17 protein-coding genes, 1 pseudogene and 1 CRISPR repeat array are annotated in these 18758 nt (G+C 72.8%); of the genes and pseudogenes, 10 read left to right on the top strand and 8 right to left on the bottom strand.

What is annotated here, in order from left to right; genetic code table 11:
* Positions 1-390 precede the first annotated feature (390 nt).
* On the bottom strand, positions 391-1170 hold the full coding sequence (locus ABZ635_RS18285) for a GntR family transcriptional regulator (protein ID WP_357766289.1): 780 nt from the start codon (positions 1168-1170) through the stop codon (positions 391-393).
* A 24-nt stretch (positions 1171-1194) separates the two neighbouring features.
* On the opposite strand from ABZ635_RS18285, the gene ABZ635_RS18290 reads away from it, so the two are divergent.
* Complete coding sequence (locus ABZ635_RS18290; protein WP_357766397.1) at positions 1195-1656, top strand: NUDIX domain-containing protein; 462 nt, start codon at positions 1195-1197, stop codon at positions 1654-1656.
* 215 nt (positions 1657-1871) lie between these two features.
* A CRISPR array of direct repeats spans positions 1872-2084; the repeat unit is 29 nt; unit sequence GGGGCCATCCCCGCGTGCGCAGGGAGCAG.
* Positions 2085-2278: 194 nt separating this feature from the next.
* On the opposite strand, the gene ABZ635_RS18295 is transcribed toward ABZ635_RS18290, so the two are convergent.
* The 3 genes from ABZ635_RS18295 to purN are packed head-to-tail and all read right to left on the bottom strand — an operon-like array spanning position 2279 to position 5314.
* Complete coding sequence (locus tag ABZ635_RS18295; RefSeq protein ID WP_357766292.1) at positions 2279-3133, bottom strand: bifunctional methylenetetrahydrofolate dehydrogenase/methenyltetrahydrofolate cyclohydrolase; 855 nt, start codon at positions 3131-3133, stop codon at positions 2279-2281.
* A 10-nt stretch (positions 3134-3143) separates the two neighbouring features.
* The gene (purH, locus tag ABZ635_RS18300; RefSeq protein WP_357766295.1) at positions 3144-4706 is read right to left on the bottom strand and encodes a bifunctional phosphoribosylaminoimidazolecarboxamide formyltransferase/IMP cyclohydrolase; all 1563 of its coding nucleotides are present in this window, start codon (positions 4704-4706) and stop codon (positions 3144-3146) included.
* On the bottom strand, positions 4703-5314 hold the full coding sequence (gene purN, locus ABZ635_RS18305) for a phosphoribosylglycinamide formyltransferase (RefSeq protein WP_357766399.1): 612 nt from the start codon (positions 5312-5314) through the stop codon (positions 4703-4705). Before purN ends, purH begins: the two co-directional genes overlap by 4 nt.
* A 327-nt stretch (positions 5315-5641) precedes the next feature.
* On the opposite strand from purN, the gene ABZ635_RS18310 reads away from it, so the two are divergent.
* The 8 genes from ABZ635_RS18310 to ABZ635_RS18345 all read left to right on the top strand — a co-directional run bounded on the left by ABZ635_RS18310 (position 5642) and on the right by ABZ635_RS18345 (position 15392).
* Entirely contained in the window at positions 5642-6034 is a 393-nt protein-coding gene (locus ABZ635_RS18310) for a DUF4190 domain-containing protein (protein ID WP_357766298.1), read from the top strand.
* A 237-nt stretch (positions 6035-6271) separates the two neighbouring features.
* Positions 6272-8113 carry a chain length determinant family protein gene (locus ABZ635_RS18315; protein WP_357766301.1) on the top strand — a complete coding sequence of 614 codons (1842 nt, stop codon included), beginning with the start codon at positions 6272-6274 and terminating at the stop codon, positions 8111-8113.
* Positions 8114-8253: 140 nt separating this feature from the next.
* The gene (locus ABZ635_RS18320) at positions 8254-9522 is read left to right on the top strand and encodes a ligase (RefSeq protein ID WP_357766402.1); all 1269 of its coding nucleotides are present in this window, start codon (positions 8254-8256) and stop codon (positions 9520-9522) included.
* Positions 9519-10742 carry a phosphotransferase gene (locus tag ABZ635_RS18325; protein ID WP_357766304.1) on the top strand — a complete coding sequence of 408 codons (1224 nt, stop codon included), beginning with the start codon at positions 9519-9521 and terminating at the stop codon, positions 10740-10742. Before ABZ635_RS18320 ends, ABZ635_RS18325 begins: the two co-directional genes overlap by 4 nt.
* Positions 10743-10857: 115 nt before the next feature.
* Positions 10858-11733 carry a sulfotransferase gene (locus ABZ635_RS18330; RefSeq protein ID WP_357766306.1) on the top strand — a complete coding sequence of 292 codons (876 nt, stop codon included), beginning with the start codon at positions 10858-10860 and terminating at the stop codon, positions 11731-11733.
* Positions 11703-13334: a polysaccharide biosynthesis C-terminal domain-containing protein gene (locus ABZ635_RS18335; protein ID WP_357766404.1), complete on the top strand. Its 1632-nt coding sequence runs from the start codon at positions 11703-11705 to the stop codon at positions 13332-13334. Before ABZ635_RS18330 ends, ABZ635_RS18335 begins: the two co-directional genes overlap by 31 nt.
* Before the next feature lie 70 nt (positions 13335-13404).
* Positions 13405-13863, top strand: coding sequence for a UDP-N-acetylglucosamine--LPS N-acetylglucosamine transferase (locus ABZ635_RS18340; protein WP_357766309.1), 459 nt, complete (start codon positions 13405-13407; stop codon positions 13861-13863).
* Positions 13860-15392 carry a glycosyltransferase gene (locus ABZ635_RS18345; protein WP_357766312.1) on the top strand — a complete coding sequence of 511 codons (1533 nt, stop codon included), beginning with the start codon at positions 13860-13862 and terminating at the stop codon, positions 15390-15392. Before ABZ635_RS18340 ends, ABZ635_RS18345 begins: the two co-directional genes overlap by 4 nt.
* 240 nt (positions 15393-15632) lie before the next feature.
* Here ABZ635_RS18345 and ABZ635_RS18350 read toward each other — a convergent pair whose 3' ends face one another.
* The 4 genes and pseudogenes from ABZ635_RS18350 to ABZ635_RS18365 form a co-directional block, all read right to left on the bottom strand.
* Positions 15633-16412, bottom strand: a complete 780-nt coding sequence (locus ABZ635_RS18350) for an ABC transporter permease (protein ID WP_357766407.1) — start codon at positions 16410-16412, stop codon at positions 15633-15635.
* Positions 16409-16804: a hypothetical protein gene (locus ABZ635_RS18355; RefSeq protein ID WP_357766424.1), complete on the bottom strand. Its 396-nt coding sequence runs from the start codon at positions 16802-16804 to the stop codon at positions 16409-16411. Before ABZ635_RS18355 ends, ABZ635_RS18350 begins: the two co-directional genes overlap by 4 nt.
* A 196-nt stretch (positions 16805-17000) precedes the next feature.
* A pseudogene (locus ABZ635_RS18360) lies at positions 17001-17351 on the bottom strand (ATP-binding cassette domain-containing protein); the annotation flags it as partial.
* Positions 17348-17983, bottom strand: coding sequence for a TetR/AcrR family transcriptional regulator (locus tag ABZ635_RS18365; RefSeq protein WP_357766315.1), 636 nt, complete (start codon positions 17981-17983; stop codon positions 17348-17350). The pseudogene ABZ635_RS18360 and the gene ABZ635_RS18365, both read right to left, overlap by 4 nt.
* Before the next feature lie 142 nt (positions 17984-18125).
* Between ABZ635_RS18365 and ABZ635_RS18370 the strand changes: the two genes are divergently transcribed.
* Positions 18126-18710: a GNAT family N-acetyltransferase gene (locus ABZ635_RS18370; RefSeq protein ID WP_357766410.1), complete on the top strand. Its 585-nt coding sequence runs from the start codon at positions 18126-18128 to the stop codon at positions 18708-18710.
* The last annotated feature ends 48 nt before the right edge of the window (positions 18711-18758 follow it).

Below are 18758 nucleotides of genomic sequence, written 5' to 3' on the forward strand. Positions count from 1 at the left end.
GGGCGGTCGCGACCCGCTATGACAAGCGGGCCGCGATCTTCGACGGGACTGTGCAGGTGGCCTCGATCAGGATCTGGCTCCGTGACCTGACCCGTTCAAAAAACAGTGCCTAGCCCCGGCACCCAACAGGCCCTGACTCAGACCGGTCGGGCCTGCCCGTTGTACTGACGAGCAGGGGCGCTTTGTCATGGGCCTCTGCGGGGCGGGGAGCAGGGCGGCGCCTCGCGCCTGATCGAACACCTGCTGGGCCATCCCCACGCGGGGAGCCGCGCCGGGGCATGTGACATTCGCTCATGCACTCATGTATATGAGCACGCGCTCGAGACGGCCCCACTTATATACATGAGTCAACCCTGTGGGCGAAGAACGTGCTCCTGATGGGCTACCTGATCAGTCGCCAGCCGGAATGCGGTAGTCCAGGACGAACTGATCCGCTGCCATGATCGTGTCGCACACCTCGACCACCTGCCCCGCCGTGGTCTCAGCGTTGCGCGTCAGATGGATGACCACGGAACCCGGACTCAGGCCCAGCGCGCTCGCCTCCTGCTTGGTAGACAGCCGAGCCCGCACCGTTTCGATGTACTCGGAGAGCTCGTGGCCGTGCTCCTCCAGACGCGCGTAGATACCACCTCCACCGGGGTTCTCCTCAAACAACTCGGGGATGTCCCGAGCCACCTGCCAGGGAAGATACGACGTCGCCTCCTCCGTGGGGGTGCCGTCGCTGAAGTACAGCCGTCGGCGGGCGAGGACCTTGTCATCCCTGCCCACGCCAAGGCGCTCAGCGATCTCAAGGGGTGCGGTCACCGGCCCGATGGAGAGGACCTTGACACTGGGCTTCACTCCGGCCTGCTCACTCTCAGCAATGTAGGCGGCCTTCCCTGCCCTGCGGTGCGAGCGTCGGAAACGGTCCGAGGACTTGCGGGTGACCAAAGGCCGGGACTTGACGAAGGAACCCTTGCCCTGGAACGTCTCCACCAGCCCACAGGTCCGCAGCTGGGCGATCGCCTTACGGACCGTGCCCGACGAAACGCCGTAGCGTTCCATCAGCGCGGTTTCGCTCGGAACCTCCTCTGCGGGAGCCAACCGGCCGCTCTTAATCTGCTCCTCGATGTCGTCCGCGATCTGGAGATACCGGGGCTTACCGGATCTTGCCCCTACAGCGCTCGTCATAGTCCTTCCCTGCCTCCTATGCTCATGTACATGGGTAACAGCACTGGGGATCGGTCGTCAACGCCGCTGCATTCTGTGTCCGTCGCTGGAGCCGTCATCAGTGACGACGGTCGGTTTCTCGCGATTCGTCGTGCGGACAACGGAAGGTGGGAACTTCCCGGTGGCGTCCTGGAACTCGCCGAGACCCCGGAGGCAGGGGCATGCCGTGAGGTCTTGGAGGAGACCGGCGTCCATGTCGAGGTCGACCAGCTCACCGGGGTCTACAAGAACACCGCCCAGGGCATCATCGCCCTGGTCTTCCGCTGCAAGCCCTCCGGAGGCGCGGAACGCCCTTCCGCCGAGTCGACCTCGGTCGCCTGGCTCACGCCCGACGAGGTCACCGAGCGCATGAGCGAGGCCTACGCGATCCGCCTCCTGGACGCTCTGGACCCCAACACCCCACACGTTCGCAGCCACGACGGGCAGCGCCTGACGCCAACCCGATAGCTGAACCCCGCCACGCTTCCAGGCCCCGCACCGAACAAGCGCTCACCCACCCGCGTGTGCTCATGTCGAGGTCGCTGACCTCCCCGGCACGCAACAGGCCCTGACTCAACCCAGCCGGGGCTTGCCTGTTGTACTGGCGAGCAGGGGCGGATTGGCGTGGTCCTCTGCGAGGCGGGGGACGGGGTGGCGACTCACACCTGATTGGACACCCTGCTGGGTCCTTCCCCGCGTGCGCGGGGAGCAGGCGCCGGGTAGGCATGGGCACCCGGACGTGGTCGGGGCCATCCCCGCGTGCGCAGGGAGCAGCCGACCTGGCCCTGGGGCATGGCCCCGGCGGGGGGTCCATCCCTGCGTGCGCGGGGAGCAGGAACAAGCGCGTCAGCGGGCGCCGCGCCATCGGGGTCCATCCCCGCGTGCGCGGGGAGCAGAGTCTTCGACCTGGCAACTTACCAGCGGCAAGTGCCCATTTCCCAACTTCTCGAAATACCGACACTGGGAACGTTCGACCCATAGTCGCCATAAGACTCAGCGCCTTCCGAACCCCGCCCGCGTCGGCGGCACCGGGAGCGAGCCACCCAAGGGGGCAGCCCCCGCAGGAACCGCCCCCTCGTAGCAACAACCCCTACAGACCGGCCTGGCGCTCGGCGGCCTCGACCACGTTCACCAGGAGCATGGCCCGGGTCATCGGCCCCACACCCCCGGGGTTGGGCGACATGTACCCCGCCACCTCGGGGACGTCCAGGGCGACGTCCCCGACCAGACCCTCCTCGGTACGTGAGACACCCACGTCCAGCACGGCCGCACCCGGCTTGACCATGTCCTTCGTGATGAGCCCCGGCACACCGGCGCCCGCGACGATGATGTCCGCGCGGCGGGTGTGCTCCGCCAGGTCACGGGTGCCCGTGTGGCACAGGGTGACGGTGGCGTTCTCCGAACGACGGGTGAGCAGCAGTCCCAGCGGACGCCCCACGGTCACCCCTCGCCCCACCACGACGACCTCGGCGCCCCTGATCGGCACCTCGTAGCGGTTGAGCAGCTCCACGATGCCGCGCGGGGTGCACGGCAGCGGCGCCTTCTCCATGAGGACCAGCTTGCCCAGGTTGACCGGCTGGAGACCGTCGGCGTCCTTGGCCGGGTCGATCAGCCCCAGCACCCGGTTCTCGTCCAGCCCCCGAGGCAAGGGCAGCTGCACGATGTACCCGGTACAGGCCGGGTCCTCGTTGAGCTCGTGGACGGCCTGCTCCACCTGTACCTGTGTGGCGTCGGCGGGCAGGTCGCGGCGGATGCTCGCGATACCCACCTGCGCGCAGTCGCGGTGCTTGCCGCGCACGTAGGAGTGGCTGCCCGGGTCGTCACCGACCAGGACGGTCCCCAGACCGGGAACAACCCCCCTGGCGTGCAGCTTGGCGACCCGCTCCGCCAGCTCCTCCCTGATGGCCTTCGCTGTGGCCTTGCCGTCAAGAACGATCGCGCTCATGCGTAGCTCCCTAGTGGAAGAAGTGGCGGGTGCCGGTCAGGTACATGGTGACCCCGGCCGCCTCGGCGGCGGCGACCACCTCGGCGTCGCGGACCGAGCCACCCGGCTGGACGACGGCGCGCACCCCGGCCTTGGTGAGGATCTCCAGCCCGTCCGCGAACGGGAAGAACGCGTCACTGGCGGCCACGGAGCCCCGGACGCGCTCCCCCGCACGGGACACGGCGAGCCCGGCGGAGTCCACCCGGTTGACCTGCCCCATGCCGACACCGACGGTCGCCCCGTCGGAGGCGAGCAGGATCGCGTTGGACTTGACCGCGCGCACGGCCTTCCAGGCGAAGGCGAGGTCGGCGAGGAGCGCCGCGTCGGCGGGCTCCCCGGTGGCCAGCGTCCAGGTGGCGGGGTCGTCGCCCTCGGCGTCGATGACGTCGGTGTCCTGGACCAGCAGGCCGCCGCTAATCTGGCGGGTCTCCAGGCGGGCCCCCTCGGCGGGGTCGGACACCACCAGCAGCCGGATGTTCTTCTTGCGCGAGAGCGTCTCGACGGCCTCGGCGGTGAAACCGGGTGCCACGACGACCTCGGTGAAGACCTCGAAGATCTGCCCGGCCAGCTCGGCGCCGACCTCGCGGTTGGTGGCGATCACCCCGCCGAAGGCGGAGACCGGGTCGCTGGCGTGCGCCTTGCGGTGCGCCTCGGCGTTGTCGGCGCCCACGGCGATGCCGCACGGGTTGGCGTGCTTGATGACGGCCACGCACGGCTCGTCGAAGTCGTAGGCGGCGCGCAGGGCGGCGTCGGCGTCGACGTAGTTGTTGTACGACATGGCCTTGCCGTGCAGCTGTTCGGCCCCGGCGAGCCCGCCGCCGGTGCTGTCGGCGTACAGCGCGGCCCGCTGGTGCGGGTTCTCGCCGTAGCGCAGGGCCGCCTGGCGGGTGTGCGTGGCGGCGCGGAAGGCGGGCCAGCCGGTCTCGCGGGCCTCGGCGTCAGGGGCGTAGGCACCCGCGAACCAGTCGGCGACGGCGGCGTCGTAGGCGGCGGTGTGCTGGAAGGCCAGCCCGGCCAGGTGCTTGCGCTGGTCGAGGGTGAAGCCGCCCGCGCGGACGGCGTCGAGGGCGTCTCCGTAGTGGGCGGGGTCGACCACGATCGCCACGCTGCCGTGGTTCTTGGCGGAGGCCCGCACCATGGCGGGGCCGCCGATGTCGATCTTCTCGATGCAGTCGGCCTCGGAGGCGCCGGAGGCGACGGTGTCGGAGAAGGGGTAGAGGTTGACCACGACCAGGTCGAAGGGGGCGATGCCCAGTTCACGGATGGTCGCGACGTGGTCGGGGTTGTTCTGGTCGGCGAGGAGGCCGCCGTGCACGGAGGGGTGCAGGGTCTTGACGCGGCCCTCCATGATCTCCGGGAAGCCCGTGACGTCCTCGACGGGGGTGACGGGGACCCCGGCGGCGGTGAGCCGGGCGGCCGTGGAACCGGTGGAGACGATCTCCACCCCGGCCGCGGCCAGGCCCGCGCCCAGCTCCTCCAGGCCGGTCTTGTCGTACACGCTGATCAACGCACGCCTGATGGCCTGCTGGGTCACCGGGACTCCTTCGTGTCGGTGCGGCCGAACCGCACGTGCCTGCCGTCGATGGTCCAGCCCTCGCGGGCGAGGCGGCCGACCGTGTCGACCAGCATCCGCCGTTCCACGACCTTGATCCGTTCGTGGAGGCTGGACTCGTCGTCGCCGTCCTCGACGGGCACCGCGACCTGGTCGATGATCGGACCGGAGTCGACGCCCTCGTCGAGGAAGTGGATGGTGGTGCCGGTGACGCGGACACCGTGGGCGAGCGCGTCACGGACGGCGTGCGCGCCGGGGAAGGAGGGCAGCAGCGCCGGGTGGATGTTGACGGCCTGGTGGCGGCCGACCACGGCGGGTCCGAGGATGCGCATGAATCCGGCGGAGACCACGAGGTCGGGCGCGTGTTCGGCGATCCGGTCGGACATGGCGGCGTCCCAGGCGGTCCGGTCGGAGAAGGAGCGGAAGGGGACGACGAACGTGGGAATCCCGGCCGCCTCGGCGACCTCCACGCCGCGCGTTCCCTCGCGGTCCGTTCCCACTGCGACGATCTCGGCCCCGTAGGAGGGGTTCTTCGCGGCTTCCATCAGGGCGGCCATGTTGCTGCCCGTCCCCGATATGAGAACCACCACTCGCGCGGACAAAGCGTGCTTCTCCCTCATGTGTAGAAGAACGGTGCGGGGACCGGGTCCCCACTCCCGGGGGCACCGGGGGACGGCGCAGCATCCGGGAATCGCGTACGCCTGGTACTACGCCAGGCCTGGGCCTACTCGGCCCGTCCGCGTTCCCACCCTATCGGGCCGGGTAGCGTCTACCTCACGCGGACCGGGCCGTCTCCGCCTCTCGTGGGAGGGGCCGGGGGTGGTGTGCGGTCGCGTGTCACCATCGCCACGCGTTCCGCTCGTCCGGAGCGGACCACGGCGCCCCGAGGTGCGGGGCGCCCCCGAAGGAGTGAACCTGTGACCGACAACAGCCCGGAGCCCCGTGCCGACGGCCAGCCGCCCAGGGTCGAGCGAGGAGGCCTGTGGGGGCTGTTCCTGGGCTTGGCGGGTCTGTTGTTGCAGCCGTACGGCGTGGTGTTGTCCGTGTTCGGCGTGGCGCAGGGGTTCCGGGCCCGGCGCGCGGCGCGGTCGAACGACACGCAGGCCCCGGGCGCGCTGATGAGCGTGGCCCTGGGCGTGGTGGGGATCGTGGTGTCGACGGCGGTGATCTCGGTGCTGTTCGTCTACCAGGACCAGGCGACCGCGTACCGCGACTGCTCGGCGCGATCCCACACGGTGTCCACGCAGAAGGCGTGTGACGAGGAGTGGGAGTCGGGTACGGGCCTGCCGCCGGCGATCGTCGGCGGTTGACCGGCACGCGGTAGCGCTCCGTGAGGGGGCGGCGGGGTTCCTCCCGCCGCCCCCTCTGGTGTTTCGCCCGTGTCCGTCCGGATACGTGGTGACACCTCCCCACGTCAGCCCCGGTTTGCGGACATCACTCCCTGGGAAAAGAGCGGTTTCCCAAACCACCAGACACAGCCAAAGGGATTACACTTAGTATGCAATCGTTCACTAAAAGTGCTGCCATGTCTGCGTGGAGAGGACCCGATGGACAACGACGTCCCCGGCCCGTCCGGACCGGAACTGAAGGAGTACACCGCCCTGCTGAGGCGGCGCTGGCGCCTCGTGGGGGCCGGGGTGCTCGGCGGTCTGGTCCTGGCCACCGCCGGTCTGTTCGCGGTTCCGTCCACCTACACCTCCGTGGCGGCCGTGCAGGTCCATCCCACCGGGATGGCGGAGTTCACCGGGGAGCGCTCCGGCCGCCTGACCGGGGACGTCAACCTCGACAGCGAGGCCCAGGTGGCCGTCTCCGACCAGGTCACCCTGGGCATGGCCGAGGCGCTCGCGGGCGACCCCTCCCCCGCCGACCTGCGGGAGCGGATCGACGTCACCGTCCCCTCCAACAGCAACGTGCTCGAACTCCACTACACGGCCCGCTCCCCCGAGGCCGCCCGGGACGGCGCCGACGCCCTGGCCGCCGCCTATCTGGAGCACCGCGGCGAGCAGGCCCGCGCCCTGGTGAACGGGCGGCTCGACGCCCTGCGCACCGAGCAGGAGGCCCTCTACGAGCGGCTGTCCGAGCTCTCCTCCGGAGGGGCGGGCACCGCCCAGGTGAGCGCCGACGCCCAGGCGGACGCCCTGCGGCAGGAGATCAGCGACCTCGGCAACGGGATCAGCCCGCTCAGCGCCCTGCTGGAGACCGTCTCGCCGGGCCAGGTCATCACCCCCGCGAACCTGCCGGAGTCGCCCTCCTCCCCGGTCCCGCTCCTGTGGCTGGTCGCGGGTGGTGCGCTCGGGCTCCTCGTCGGACTGCTCGCCGCGCTGGTCCGCGACCGCCTCGACCCGCGCGTGCGCGACACCGAGGACACCGCGCGGATCGGTACCGTCCCCGTGCTGCTGGACCTGTCGGCGACGGGCGACCGCTCCGAGCGCTCCCCCGGGCTGCTCACCGGCTCCGAGCCCGCCGGACAGAGCGCCAACGCGTTCGCGCACCTGGTCCGCGCCCGGCTGGACGCCCCGCAGGCCGGTCTCACCCCGGCTACGTCCCGGGCCGGTGACGACGACACCCCCGCCCCGGGCCGCGTGCTCGTGGTGAGCGGCACCACTCCGGGCCGCGCGGCCACGGCCGCCGCCGTGAACGTGGCCGCCGCGCTGGCCCGCACCGGCTCCGAGACCCTGCTGGTCTGCGCCGACCCGCGCACCGAGGCCGTCGAGGAGCTCCTCGGCCTGCCCACGGGCCCGGGTCTGGCGGAGGTCCTGGTGGACGGCGAGGACCCCGGCTACCTGGAGGCCCGTCCCGCCGCCGTGCCGCGTCTGAGGGTGCTGCGCCACGGCCGCCCGGGCGAGGTCGCCCCGGTGCAGGGCGGGGCCGCCGAACTGGTGGATCTGCTGCGTCCGCGCGCCGCGTTCGTCGTGGTCGTCACCGCGGCCGTCGTCGAGAGCGCGGACGCCCACGCCCTGGCCGCCTCCGCCGACCTGCTGCTGCCCGTGGTCGAGCTGGGCCGCACCCGCCGGGCGGACCTGACCGGTCTGGTCACCGCCGGGGAGAGGTTCGGCGTGACCGTTCCGGGCACCGTGACCGTGCCGCGCCAGCCCGCCCCGGGCCCCGCGCCGGCGCGGGCGGCCGAGTCCGCGCACGGGACGGCCCCCGGGGAGGCGACCGCAGACCCCGACCAGGCTCCCGAGCCGCACCGGGCCGCGCCCTCCGCCCAGGACGAGGGCACCGACCGCTCCGAGAGTGCCGAGGGCACCGAGGGTGCCGAGCGCTCCGAGGGTGCCGACACCACCTCGGCGACCGGAGACGACGCCGACACCTCCGACGACGACGCCCCCGCCAAGGGGAAGAAGTCGGCGAAGCGCGGGCGCCCGGCCGTGGGGTCGCGGCCTTGACCGGCCGGGGCGCCGCCGTGCGCGGTCCACACGTGCCCGGTCCGGCCTGGGAGGTCGCGCCGCGACGCGGGGGCGCCCCGGTCATCGGCTCCCCCCTGGTGTGGCTGATCGCCGGGTACCCGCTGTGGTGGGCGCTGGGCATGGGCCAGTTCGCGTACTGGCTGTTCGCCGTTCCCATGCTCGCGGAGCTGGTCCGCCGCCACCGCACGGTGGGGCTGCGGGTCCCGCCGGGCTTTTGGGTGTGGGCGCTGTTCCTGGTGTGGACGGTCGTCGGCCTGGCACTGGTGCCCCTGGAGATGCCGGGAACCGTGCCGGAGAGCGGCGGCTACGCGGGCGCCCTGCTGCGGGTGGTCAACTACCTGGTGCTCACGGTGCTGCTGCTCTACGTGGGCAACCTGACCGAGCGCGAGCTTCCGGTCCGGGCGGTCGTGTGGGCGCTGGCGGTGCTGTGCGTGGTGACCGTGGCCGGGGGTTACCTCGGCATGCTCGCCCCGCGCTTCGAGTTCACCGCGCCGCTGGAGTACCTCGTTCCCGGGTCACTCGCCGACGACCCGTACATGCGGACGCTGATCCACCCGGCGTCGGCCCAGGTCATGGACGTGTTCGGCGGTGTCGAGTCGGCTCGCCCGAAGGCCCCCTGGGAGTACACCAACGTGTGGGGCTACATGTTGTCCCTGCTGCTGGTGTGGGTCGTGGTGGGTTGGTTCGTGCGGGGGTCCGGGTGGGCCCGCTTGGGCGCCCTGGCCGTACTCGCCGTGTCCGTGGTGCCGGTCGTGCACTCGTTGAACCGCGCGCTGTGGGCCGGGCTGGCGCTCTCCCTGGGGTTCGCCGCGGTACAGGCGGTACGCCGGGGGCGAGTGGTCCTGGTGGGCGCCGGGGCCGTCGCCGTGGTCGCGGTGCTGGTCGCGCTGGCCCTGTCCCCGCTCGCGGACGTGGTGCGGGCCCGGGCCGACAACCCGCACAGCGACAACGGGCGGGCGGCGACCAACGCCGCCTCCGTCGAGGCCGCGAACCTGTCGCCGGTGAACGGGTGGGGCACCACCCGTGAGGCGCTGGGCAGCTCCGACTCCATCGCGATCGGCCCCACGGCCGACTGCCCCGGCTGCGGCCAGCACGTGATCGGCAACGCCGGGCAGCTCTGGATCACCCTGATCTCCAGCGGCTGGGTGGGAACCGTCCTGCTCTTCGGATTCTTCGCGTGGGTGGCCTGGCGCTACCGGGCCGCGTCCACGCCGGTCGGTCAGGGAGCGCTGCTGACCGTCCTGCTTCTGTTCTGGTACATGTTCTTCTACGTCGCGCTGATGTCCCCCCTCGCCGTCACCATGATCGCCGTCGCCCTGCTCTGGCGCGTCGAGGAACCGGTGCTCGGGCGGGGCGGGACCGCGCGCACCGGCGGGGGTGCCTGGTGAACAGCGAGACCACCTATCTGACCGACCTGGCGGCGGTCCTGTGGCCCTGCGGGGGCCTGCTCGGCACCGGGGACGGCGCGGTGCGGCGGATGGCCTACCGCAACCGGGGCCACCAGTACCTGCCGGTGCCCAACGCGCACAACCCGCGCGTGATCCTGCCGGCGCACAACCGGTCGGCGGCCACGCGCGGCATCACCTCCTTCGCGCAGGGGCACTCCCTTCGCGAACGGCTACGGACCCTGCTGCTCACCGGCGCGTTCGCCACCGGGGTGGCGCCGCTGCTGCTGCGCGACCGCCTGTTCGTGGGGGCGGGGCCGGGGATCGAGCACGCGCTCACCACGGCCCTGGACCGCGAGCTGGCCATCGCGATCCACGTGGGGCCGCCGCGTGCCAACCGCAAGCCGGTCCTGCTGCTGCTCACCCCGGGCGGTCGCACCATCGGCTACGCGAAGGTGGCCGTCAACGACCTCACCGGGCGGCTGGTGCGCGCCGAGACCCGGGCCCTGCGCCGGCTCTCCCAGGCCCGTCTCCGGGACGTCACCGTGCCGCGCCTGCTCTACGACGGCGAGTGGAACGGCCAGCCGCTGCTGGTGCAGGAGGCCCTGCCGGTGGGGCACCAGACCGACCGCCCCACCCGGCACCAGCTGTTGCGTTGCGTCACCCAGATCATCGCGCTGGAGCCGGTGCGCGAGCGCAGGCTCTCCGAGAGCCCGTACCGGAGGAACCTGGACGAGCGCATCGCCAGGCTCGGCGCCCGCCCCGAGGCCGCGCCGCTGCGCGCCGCCCTGCACCGCCTGCCCGACGTGTCACTGCCCTTCGGGGCCTGGCACGGCGACCTCACCAGGTGGAACATCGCCAGTACCGCGCGTCGTGCCTTCGTCTGGGACTGGGAACGCCTCACCATGGACGCACCCGCGGGGTTCGACGCCCTGCACTACGACCTCAACGAGTGCGTGCAGGCCGGGGTGCACCCGGGTGTCCACCGGTGGCTGGACAGCGGCTCGCGCCTGCTCCGCGACCCGCTGCTGGCGGAGTGCGGTCTGCGGGAGCACACGGTCTCCACCGTGATGGCCCTGTACCTGATCGACCTCGCCACCCGCTACCTGCACGACCGCCAGGCGGAGTCGGGCAGCGACCTCGCCGCCGTCGACGACTGGCTGCTGCCCGCGCTGGACGGACTCCAGGAGCGGGCGGCGCACGAGGCCGCCCACCCCGTCTGACGTCCGCGCCGCACCGACCCCGCCACGAACAAGCACGCCGCGCCCGTTCCGCGGTCACCGACGACAGCCAGGTCCCCGTCCCGGACGGGGGCCGCGCACACCCTAGGAGCTCGCGATGCCCCGGGCCACCTCGCCCCTGAACCGCCTGGCCGTACCGGCACGGCGGGCCCTGCTCCCGCTCGCGGACGGACTCGGGGGCGTCACCAGCGCCGCCCGGTCGGTCCCGGACTTCCTCATCTGCGGGGCCCAGCGCTCGGGTACCACCTCCCTGTTCAAGGCCCTCTCCCAGCACCCCGGGGCGACCGGGCCCGTCCTGCGCAAGGGGGTGCACTACTTCGACACCGGCCACCACCACGGACCGGACTGGTACCGCTCGCACTTCCCGCTGCGCGCCTCCCTGCGGCCGCGCTGGGGACGGCCCCGGGTCCGGGTGTTCGAGTCCAGCCCCTACTACCTGTTCCACCCGCTGTCGGCGGCGCGGATCGCCGAGGAGCTGCCGGAGGCGCGGATCGTGGTGATCCTGCGCGACCCGGTCGAGCGGGCCTACTCCGCGCACGCCCACGAGACGGCGCGGGGCTTCGAGACCGTACCGTTCGCCCGTGCGCTCGAGCTGGAGGAGAGTCGGCTGGCCGGGACCGAGGAGCGGCTGCTGGAGGACCCGACCCACCACTCGCACGCGCACCAGCACCACGGGTACGTGGCGCGCGGCCGCTACGCGGACCAGCTGGAGCGCATGGAGAAGGAGGTGGGGCGCGAGCGCATGCACGTGGTGGACTACGCCGACCTGTTCGGCGGCGGTCCCGGGGCCCTGGACGGGGTCCTGCGCTTCCTCGGCCTACAGCCGAGGCCGGGGTTGTCGCTGGGGCGGCACAACGCCCGCAAGCGCGCGGTGATGCCGGAGTCGCTGCGGGCCGAGCTGACCTCGCGTTTCGCCGACAGCGACGCCCGGTTGGCCGAGTGGTGGGGGCGCACCCCCTCGTGGTGCGTGTGACCCCCACCGGGACACGTCCCGGGAGCGGCCTGTCCCGGGTGCTGCGCGGCGGTGTGGTGAACATGGCGGGCGCGGTGGTGAGCGCGGCACTCAACCTCGCCCTGATCGTGGCCATCACCCGGGCGTTCTCACAGGAGACGGCGGGGCTGCTGTTCTCCGCGACCTCGGTGTTCCTGATCATGGCGGCGGTGGCCAACGCGGGCGCCCCGGACGGGCTGGTGTACTTCATCGCCCGGATGCGCGTGTTCGGGCGGCCCGAGGCGGTACCCGCCCTGCTGCGGCTGGCGCTGGGCCCGGCCGTGCTGGCGGCCTGTGCGGTCTCGGCCGCGCTGCTTGTCCTGGCGGGGCCGCTGGCCGACGCGCTGGGTCCGGAGGAGGCCGCCGCGTACCTGCGGGTGCTGGCACTCTTCCTGCCGTTCGCCGTGCTCGCGGACTCGGCGCTGGCGGCGACCCGCGCGCACCACGACATGTCGGTGACGGTCGTGGTGGACAAGGTGGGCCGTCCGCTGGCCCAGCTCGGGTTGGTGGGGATGATCGCGCTGTCGGGCTCGGCCGGGCTGCTGGCCCTGGCCTGGGCGGGCCCCTACCTCCCGGCCGCGGTGCTGGCCTGGTTCTGGCTGGGCCGGATCGTGCGCCGGGCCGGGCCGGAGGGGGCACGATCCGAGCCGGGGGCGGCGGGCCCGTCCGCGACCGGGCCGGACGCGGGCCCGGGAGACGGTCCAGGAGCGGACCAGGGCTGGCGGGAGGAGCCCGGTCCCGACGATACGCAGGGCCGTTCCGGAGAACGGGGCGCCCGGGTCACCCCGGCGGAGTTCTGGTCGTTCGCGCTCCCCCGGGCCCTGGGCGGGGTCGCCCAGATGGGGGTGCAGCGCGGCGGGGTGGTGATGGTGGCGCTGCTGAACGGGCTCACCGGCGCGGCGGTCTTCACGGCCGCCACGCGCATCATGGTCGTCGGCCAGTTCGGCACCCAGGCCGTGCTCTACGCCGCGCAGCCGCGCTTCGCGGAACTCCTGGCCGCGCGCGACCACGAGGGCGTGCGCGGGCTGTACCAGGCCGGTACCGCCTGGCTGGTGTGTCTGACCTGGCCGCTGTACCTGACCGGTCTGGTGTTCGCCCCCGAGGTCATGCGGCTGTTCGGCGCGGAGTACGCGGCGGGGGCGGTGGCGCTGGCGATCGTCTGCGCGGGGCAGCTGACCGGTCAGGTGCTCGGTATGGGCGACCTCGTCCTGACGATGACCGGGCGCACCGGGCTGAACCTGCTCAACAACGTGATGTCGCTGCTCGCCAACGTGGCGGCGTGCGTGCTGCTCGTCCCCGCGTACGGGGCCGCGGGCGCGGCGCTCGCCCTGGTGGCCGCCGTCCTGGTCCGCAAGCTCCTTCCACTGTGGCAGCTGCGCTCCCTGGTGGTGCTGCACCCGTTCGGACGCCCGGTGCTGGCGGCGGCGGCCAGCGGGCTGCTGTGGTTCGGCGCCCTGCCGCTGGCGTTGGAGGCGGCGACCGGTGGCGGGCTCCCCGTCCTGGCCGCGGCCGTGCTGGTGGGGGCCCTCGGGCACCTGGCCACGGTGTGGCGGCTGCGCGACCGCCTCGAACTGCGCGGGTGAGTCCGGTCCGCCCGCACCCGCGCTCACCACACCCATGATCAACTACCCAGAGCAATGGAATGATCACTCCATGTCTGCACGACCGGTTCTCCTGGTGGCCTCCAGCGGCGGCCACCTCACCCAGCTGCGCTCCCTGCGCCCCTGGTGGCAGGGGCGCGAACGCGTGTGGGTCACCTTCCGCACCCCCGACGCCGAGGCGGCCCTGGCCCACGAGTCGGTGCGCTGGGCGTACCACCCCACCACCCGGCACGTCGGCAACCTCCTGCGCAACACCGTCCTCGCGCTGCGGACGATGGGCGCCCGGCGCCCGTCCGCCGTGGTCAGCACGGGTGCCGGGGTGGCACTGCCGTTCTTCGTCCTGGCCTGGCTGATGCGCGTGCCCACCGTCTACATCGAGGTCTACGACCGCATCGACACCCCCACCCTCACCGCCCGGCTCTGCAAGCCCTTCACCCGGCTGTACCTCGCCCAGTGGGAGGAACAGCGCTCGTTCATGCCGACCGCCATCACCGTAGGACCGCTCCTGTGACCGAACAGACCACACGCCCCACCCACCGCCCCGACGGGAGCGACCACCCCGACGTGGTCGTCAGCCTGGGCACCGACCACCACGCCTTCGACCGGCTCGTGCGGTGGATCGACGACTACGCCCGCCGCCACCCGGACCTGCGCGTCCTGGTCCAGCACGGGCACAGCCGGGCCCCGGACCGGGCCTCGGGCACCGCGTTCCTCACCGGGGAGGAGCTGTCGGAGGCCATGCGCTCCGCCTCAGTGGTCGTCACGCACGGCGGCCCCGGCACCATCACGCAGGCGCGGACGGCCGGGCACCTGCCGATCGTGGTGGCCCGCGACCCCGAACTGGGCGAGCACGTGGACGAGCACCAGCTGCTGTTCGTCCGCCGGGTCGAGGACGCGGGCCGGGTACGCTCCTGTGCCACCGCGCAGCAGTTGCACGCGTTCGTCGACAAGGCGCTGGAGTCACCGGAGGACTTCCGGGTCGACCCGGCCGCCGAGGACGGTCCCGACCGCGCCGCCCTGCGTGCGGGGGAACTGATCGACCTGCTCACCGAGGAGGGTCCGGCCGGCGCCTCGGCCGCCGACGCCTCCCGGGACACCGGGACGAGGGTGGCGACCCCGGTCCCGGGCGACACCTGGCCCGCGGTGACCGTGGTCGTGCCCACCCGGGACCGGCCCGAGCTGCTGCGCCGCACGCTGCGCTCGATCGTCGAACAGGACTACCCCGGGCGCGTCACGACCATCGTCGTGTTCGACAACGACCAGCCGGACCCCTCGCTCGCGCACGCCGAGGGCGACCGCCCCGTCCGGGTGGTGACCAACTCGCTCACCCCGGGGCTGGCGGGCGCGCGCAACACGGGCGTGCTGGGGGCCGACACCGAGCTGGTGGCCTTCTGTGACGACGACGACACCTGGATGTCCGACAAGCTGCGGGCACAGGTGGAGATCATGCGCGCCGAGCCCGACACCGACATGGTGTGCTGCGGCATCCAGGTGGTCTACGACCGGGTGGAGTCCGAGCGGGTCCTGGACCGGACCACCGTCACCTTCGCCGACCTGCTGCGCTCGCGCCTGACCGAGCTGCACCCGTCCACCTTCCTCATCCGGAGGCGGGCGATGATCGACGGCTGCGGGACGGTGAGCGAGGAGATCCCCGGCAGTTACGCGGAGGACTACGAGCTGTTGTTGCGGCTGGCCCGGCGGGCCCCGATCCGCAACATCCCCGAGGCCGGTGTGCGGGTGCTGTGGCACCGCAAGTCGTTCTTCTCGGAGCGCTGGCAGACCATCTCCACCGCACTGCGCTGGCTGCTGGAGCGTTACCCGGAGTTCGCCCTGGTGCCGCGCGGCTACGCGAGGATCGCTGGGCAGATCGCCTTCGCCGAGGCGTCGGCCGGGCGGCGCGGGCAGGCCCTGTCGTGGGCCGGGCGGACCCTGCGCCGTCGCCCGTGGGAGGCCCGCGCCTACCTGGCGTTCCTGGTGGTGTGCGGGGTTCCCCCGGGGTGGATTCTGCGCCTGCTCCACCTGCGGGGCAAGGGCCTCTAGGGCGTGTTCCGTGGATGCTTTCGGTTGGTTCGGCGCTCGCGCCGATCGACGCGAGCGGCCTCCAGGCAATCTCTCGCAAGACGAGGAGCGAAGGTCAGCCCCGGGTTTGGCTGTCCGAGCGAAGTCGGCGCAGCGAGAGGCAGCCTGGTGGTCGCGAGCCCGGAATGATCCGCGGAACACGCCCTAGGGCCGCGCCGGCCGGGAGGGTGCCGTCCCGTGTGGTGGGGACGGCACCCCGGTTCAGGTCCAGCGGAAGAAGCGCAGGGCCAGTGGCCACAGCAGACCCGTGGCCACCACCAGCACCAGCAGGTGGGCCGGGGCGGGCGGCTGACCGGCCCAGGCGTCGCGCAGCACGTGCAGGGCCGCCCCGGAGGGCAGCAGTTCGGCGACCCGCTGGAGCGCGGGTGACAACTCCTCGGCGGGGACGAAGACCCCGCTGAGGAACATGGCGGGCACCAGCACCACCGAACCCACGCCGTTGGCCCAGGCGGTGTTGGGCAGCAGCCCGCCGATCAGGGCGGACACGGCCAGCAGCGAGGTCGTGGCCAGGGCCAGGCCGAGGACGAACCACCCCCAGGAGACCGGCATCCGCAGGTCGAACAGGAGCCGGCCCACGCCCAGGATCACCGCGCACGCGCCGACCACGTTCAGCGCTCCGACCAGCATGTGGGCGAGCAGCACCGCCCAGGGCGGCGCCGGGGTGGTGGAGATCCGGCGCAGGTAGCCGTGCTCCCGGGCGGCGGCCAGCGTGGACGGCACCATGACCAACGTGGTCACCAGCAGCGCGATCCCGAGGGCGATGGGCGCCATCACCGTGTCCACGGCGCGCAGGCCGGTCTCCGGATCGGCGTCGAACATGCCCGGCAGCTGCGCGAACAGCACCATGATCAGCAGCGGCATGAGCACGGTGAAGACCACGACGACGCGTTCGCGCCCGGCGACGCGCAGTTCGTTGACGCAGACGGCCCACGCCATGCGGGCGCGCGGGACGGGCGGGGGAACCCGGACTCCGGTGTTCACGACTGCTCCTCCTCGGAGTGGTGGCGCGGCGGGGCCTGGCGCAGGGCGAGCATGACGTCCTCCAGACCGCCGGCGCGGACGTCGAACCCGTCCGGCACCACCCCCTGGCGGCCGAGTTCGGCGGAGACCGTGAAAGCGAGGTCGGTCGAGTCGCCGGTGACGACGACCGAGGCGGGGCCGCCCTCGGCGGTCACCTCCGTCACTCCGGGCAGCGCGCGCAGCGGTCCGGTGTCGACCCCCTCGGCACGGAACCGGACCCGGGTGCCGCCCAGTGAGGCGGCCAGGGCCCGGGGGGTGTCCAGGGCGGCGACCCGCCCCTCGGTCAGGACGGCGACCCGGTCGCACAGGTACTCGGCCTCGTCCATGAAGTGGGTGACCAGGACGGTCGTCACACCTCTGGTGCGCAGGGCCGCCACCGCCTCCCAGGTGTCGCGGCGCGCGGCAGGGTCCAGGCCGGTGGTGAGCTCGTCCAGGATGACGACGCGCGGGCCGCCGACCAGGGCCAGGGCGATGGAGAGGCGCTGTCTCTGCCCCCCCGGAGAGGGAGGCGAACCGGTGCCGTGCCTTGTCGCGCAGGCCGAGGGTGTCCATGAGTTCGCCGGGGTCGGCGGGGGCGGAGTGGAAGGAGGCGAAGAGCCGCAGGGCCTCGTGGACGGTGATCCGCTCCGGGAGCCGGCTCTCCTGGAGCTGGACCCCGACCAGGCGGCGCACGCTGGCGAGGTCCTTGTGGGGGTCGAGGCCAAGGACGCGGACGCGGCCCCGGTCGGGTCGGCGCAGGCCGGTGACGCACTCGACGGTGGTGGACTTGCCCGAACCGTTGGGGCCCAGGACGCCGAGGATCTCGCCCTCGCGTACGTCGAGGTCGACGCCCCGGACGGCGCGGACGCGTCCGAAGGACTTGTGGAGGTCCCTGACCTCGATGACGGCGGTCCCGCTCATCGGGGTTCCCCTTCCGTGTCGGTCCGGGGTCCGGCGGGGTCGCCGGGCGCGATGATCCGGTCGACCATGTCGGCCAGCCGGTCCCCGGCCTCGGGGAGGTCCAGGCCGGGGTCCCGCAGGGCCTCCGCGACCAGGGCGTCGATCCCCCCGCTGACGGTGATGGCGAGGACCCTCGTGTCCACGCCGGTCGCCGCGGTTTCGGCGACGGCGGCGTCGAGCAGGTCCGCGAGGGCGCCCCAACGCGTCCGGACCCGGGAGTCGGCGCTCTCGGGGGTCTGGGTCGTGGTGAATCCCTCCCCGATCAGTCTGACCTCGTCGCGGTGGTCGTGGAGGTAGCCGACCAGCGCGACGACGTAGCCGCGCACGGCCCCGCGGACGCTGTCGGCGCTGGAGAGCCGGTCGACCACGTGCTGGGTGAGTCGGTCGTAGACGTCCTGGAGCGCCGCGCGCACGAGGTCGTCTCGGCTGGAGAAGTGGTAGAGGATGCCGCCCTTGGCGATACCCATCCGTTCGGCGATGCGGGCGAGCGAGGCGCCGTGCAGGCCCCGTTCGGCGACGGTGGCGATGGTGGCCTCGATCATCTGTTCCCGGCGGGCGGCCCGGGTGAAGGTGACCGTGTCTTTTGAACGCATGGTCAAACTTTAGCCCGATCGGTCAAAAAAGGGAAGACGGTGACCGCACCCGGCCGGTAACGTCGCCACCGACACCGCGCGCGACGCGCACGACGACACCCCGGGGGATCGCTTGGACCAGGCACGACCACACCAGGAACACCTGATCAGGGAGGCCCGCGAGACGGACGTGGCGGAGGCCGCCGACACCCTCGCCGAGGCCTTCCGGGACTACCCCTTCACACGGCACACCATCGCCGCCGACGATCACCTCGCCCGGCTGCGCGAGTTCCAGCGGATCTTCCTGGCCGAGATCGGCCTGCCGCACGGCCGGGTCTGGGTGAGCGGCGACCTGGCGGCCGTCGCCGTGTGGTCCACGCCCGACTCCGGCGGCGCCGAGGAGGTCATGGCCGGGCTGCTGCCCACCCTGGTCGGCCTCGCGGGCGACCGGGCCGACGCCTACGCCTCGGCGGAGGCGGCGATGGAGGAGCACCGGCCGCAGGAGCCCGTCTGGTTCCTGGGCACCGTCGGGGTGCGGCCCGGGGCCCGGGGCCGGGGGCTGGGGCGCGCGGTGGTGCGCGCCGGGCTGCGCGAGGCGGACGCGGCGGGCGTTCCCGCCTTCCTGGAGACCTCGGCGCCGGACAACGTGCGCCTGTACACCTCGCTCGGGTTCACCGTCACCGCCGAGTACGACCTGCCGGGCGGCGGCCCGCGCACGTGGTCGATGCTCAGGCCCGCGGGCGGCTGAGCCGGTCCCGCCGCAGGGCAGCGGACGGCGGGGGCGGCGGACGGCGGG

It is taken from the genome of Nocardiopsis sp. NPDC007018 (genome assembly GCF_040635075.1).
Lineage (GTDB): Bacteria > Actinomycetota > Actinomycetes > Streptosporangiales > Streptosporangiaceae > Nocardiopsis.

What these genes read in the sequence shown, in the direction of transcription:
- ABZ635_RS18285 (WP_357766289.1), bottom strand. Translation starts at nt 1,170, where the DNA reads ATGACGAGCGCTGTAGGGGCAAGATCCGGTAAGCCCCGGTATCTCCAG.
- ABZ635_RS18290 (WP_357766397.1), top strand. Translation starts at nt 1,195, where the DNA reads ATGTACATGGGTAACAGCACTGGGGATCGGTCGTCAACGCCGCTGCAT.
- ABZ635_RS18295 (WP_357766292.1), bottom strand. Translation starts at nt 3,133, where the DNA reads ATGAGCGCGATCGTTCTTGACGGCAAGGCCACAGCGAAGGCCATCAGG.
- ABZ635_RS18315 (WP_357766301.1), top strand. Translation starts at nt 6,272, where the DNA reads ATGGACAACGACGTCCCCGGCCCGTCCGGACCGGAACTGAAGGAGTAC.
- ABZ635_RS18320 (WP_357766402.1), top strand. Translation starts at nt 8,254, where the DNA reads ATGGGCCAGTTCGCGTACTGGCTGTTCGCCGTTCCCATGCTCGCGGAG.
- ABZ635_RS18330 (WP_357766306.1), top strand. Translation starts at nt 10,858, where the DNA reads ATGCCCCGGGCCACCTCGCCCCTGAACCGCCTGGCCGTACCGGCACGG.
- ABZ635_RS18340 (WP_357766309.1), top strand. Translation starts at nt 13,405, where the DNA reads ATGTCTGCACGACCGGTTCTCCTGGTGGCCTCCAGCGGCGGCCACCTC.
- ABZ635_RS18365 (WP_357766315.1), bottom strand. Translation starts at nt 17,983, where the DNA reads ATGCGTTCAAAAGACACGGTCACCTTCACCCGGGCCGCCCGCCGGGAA.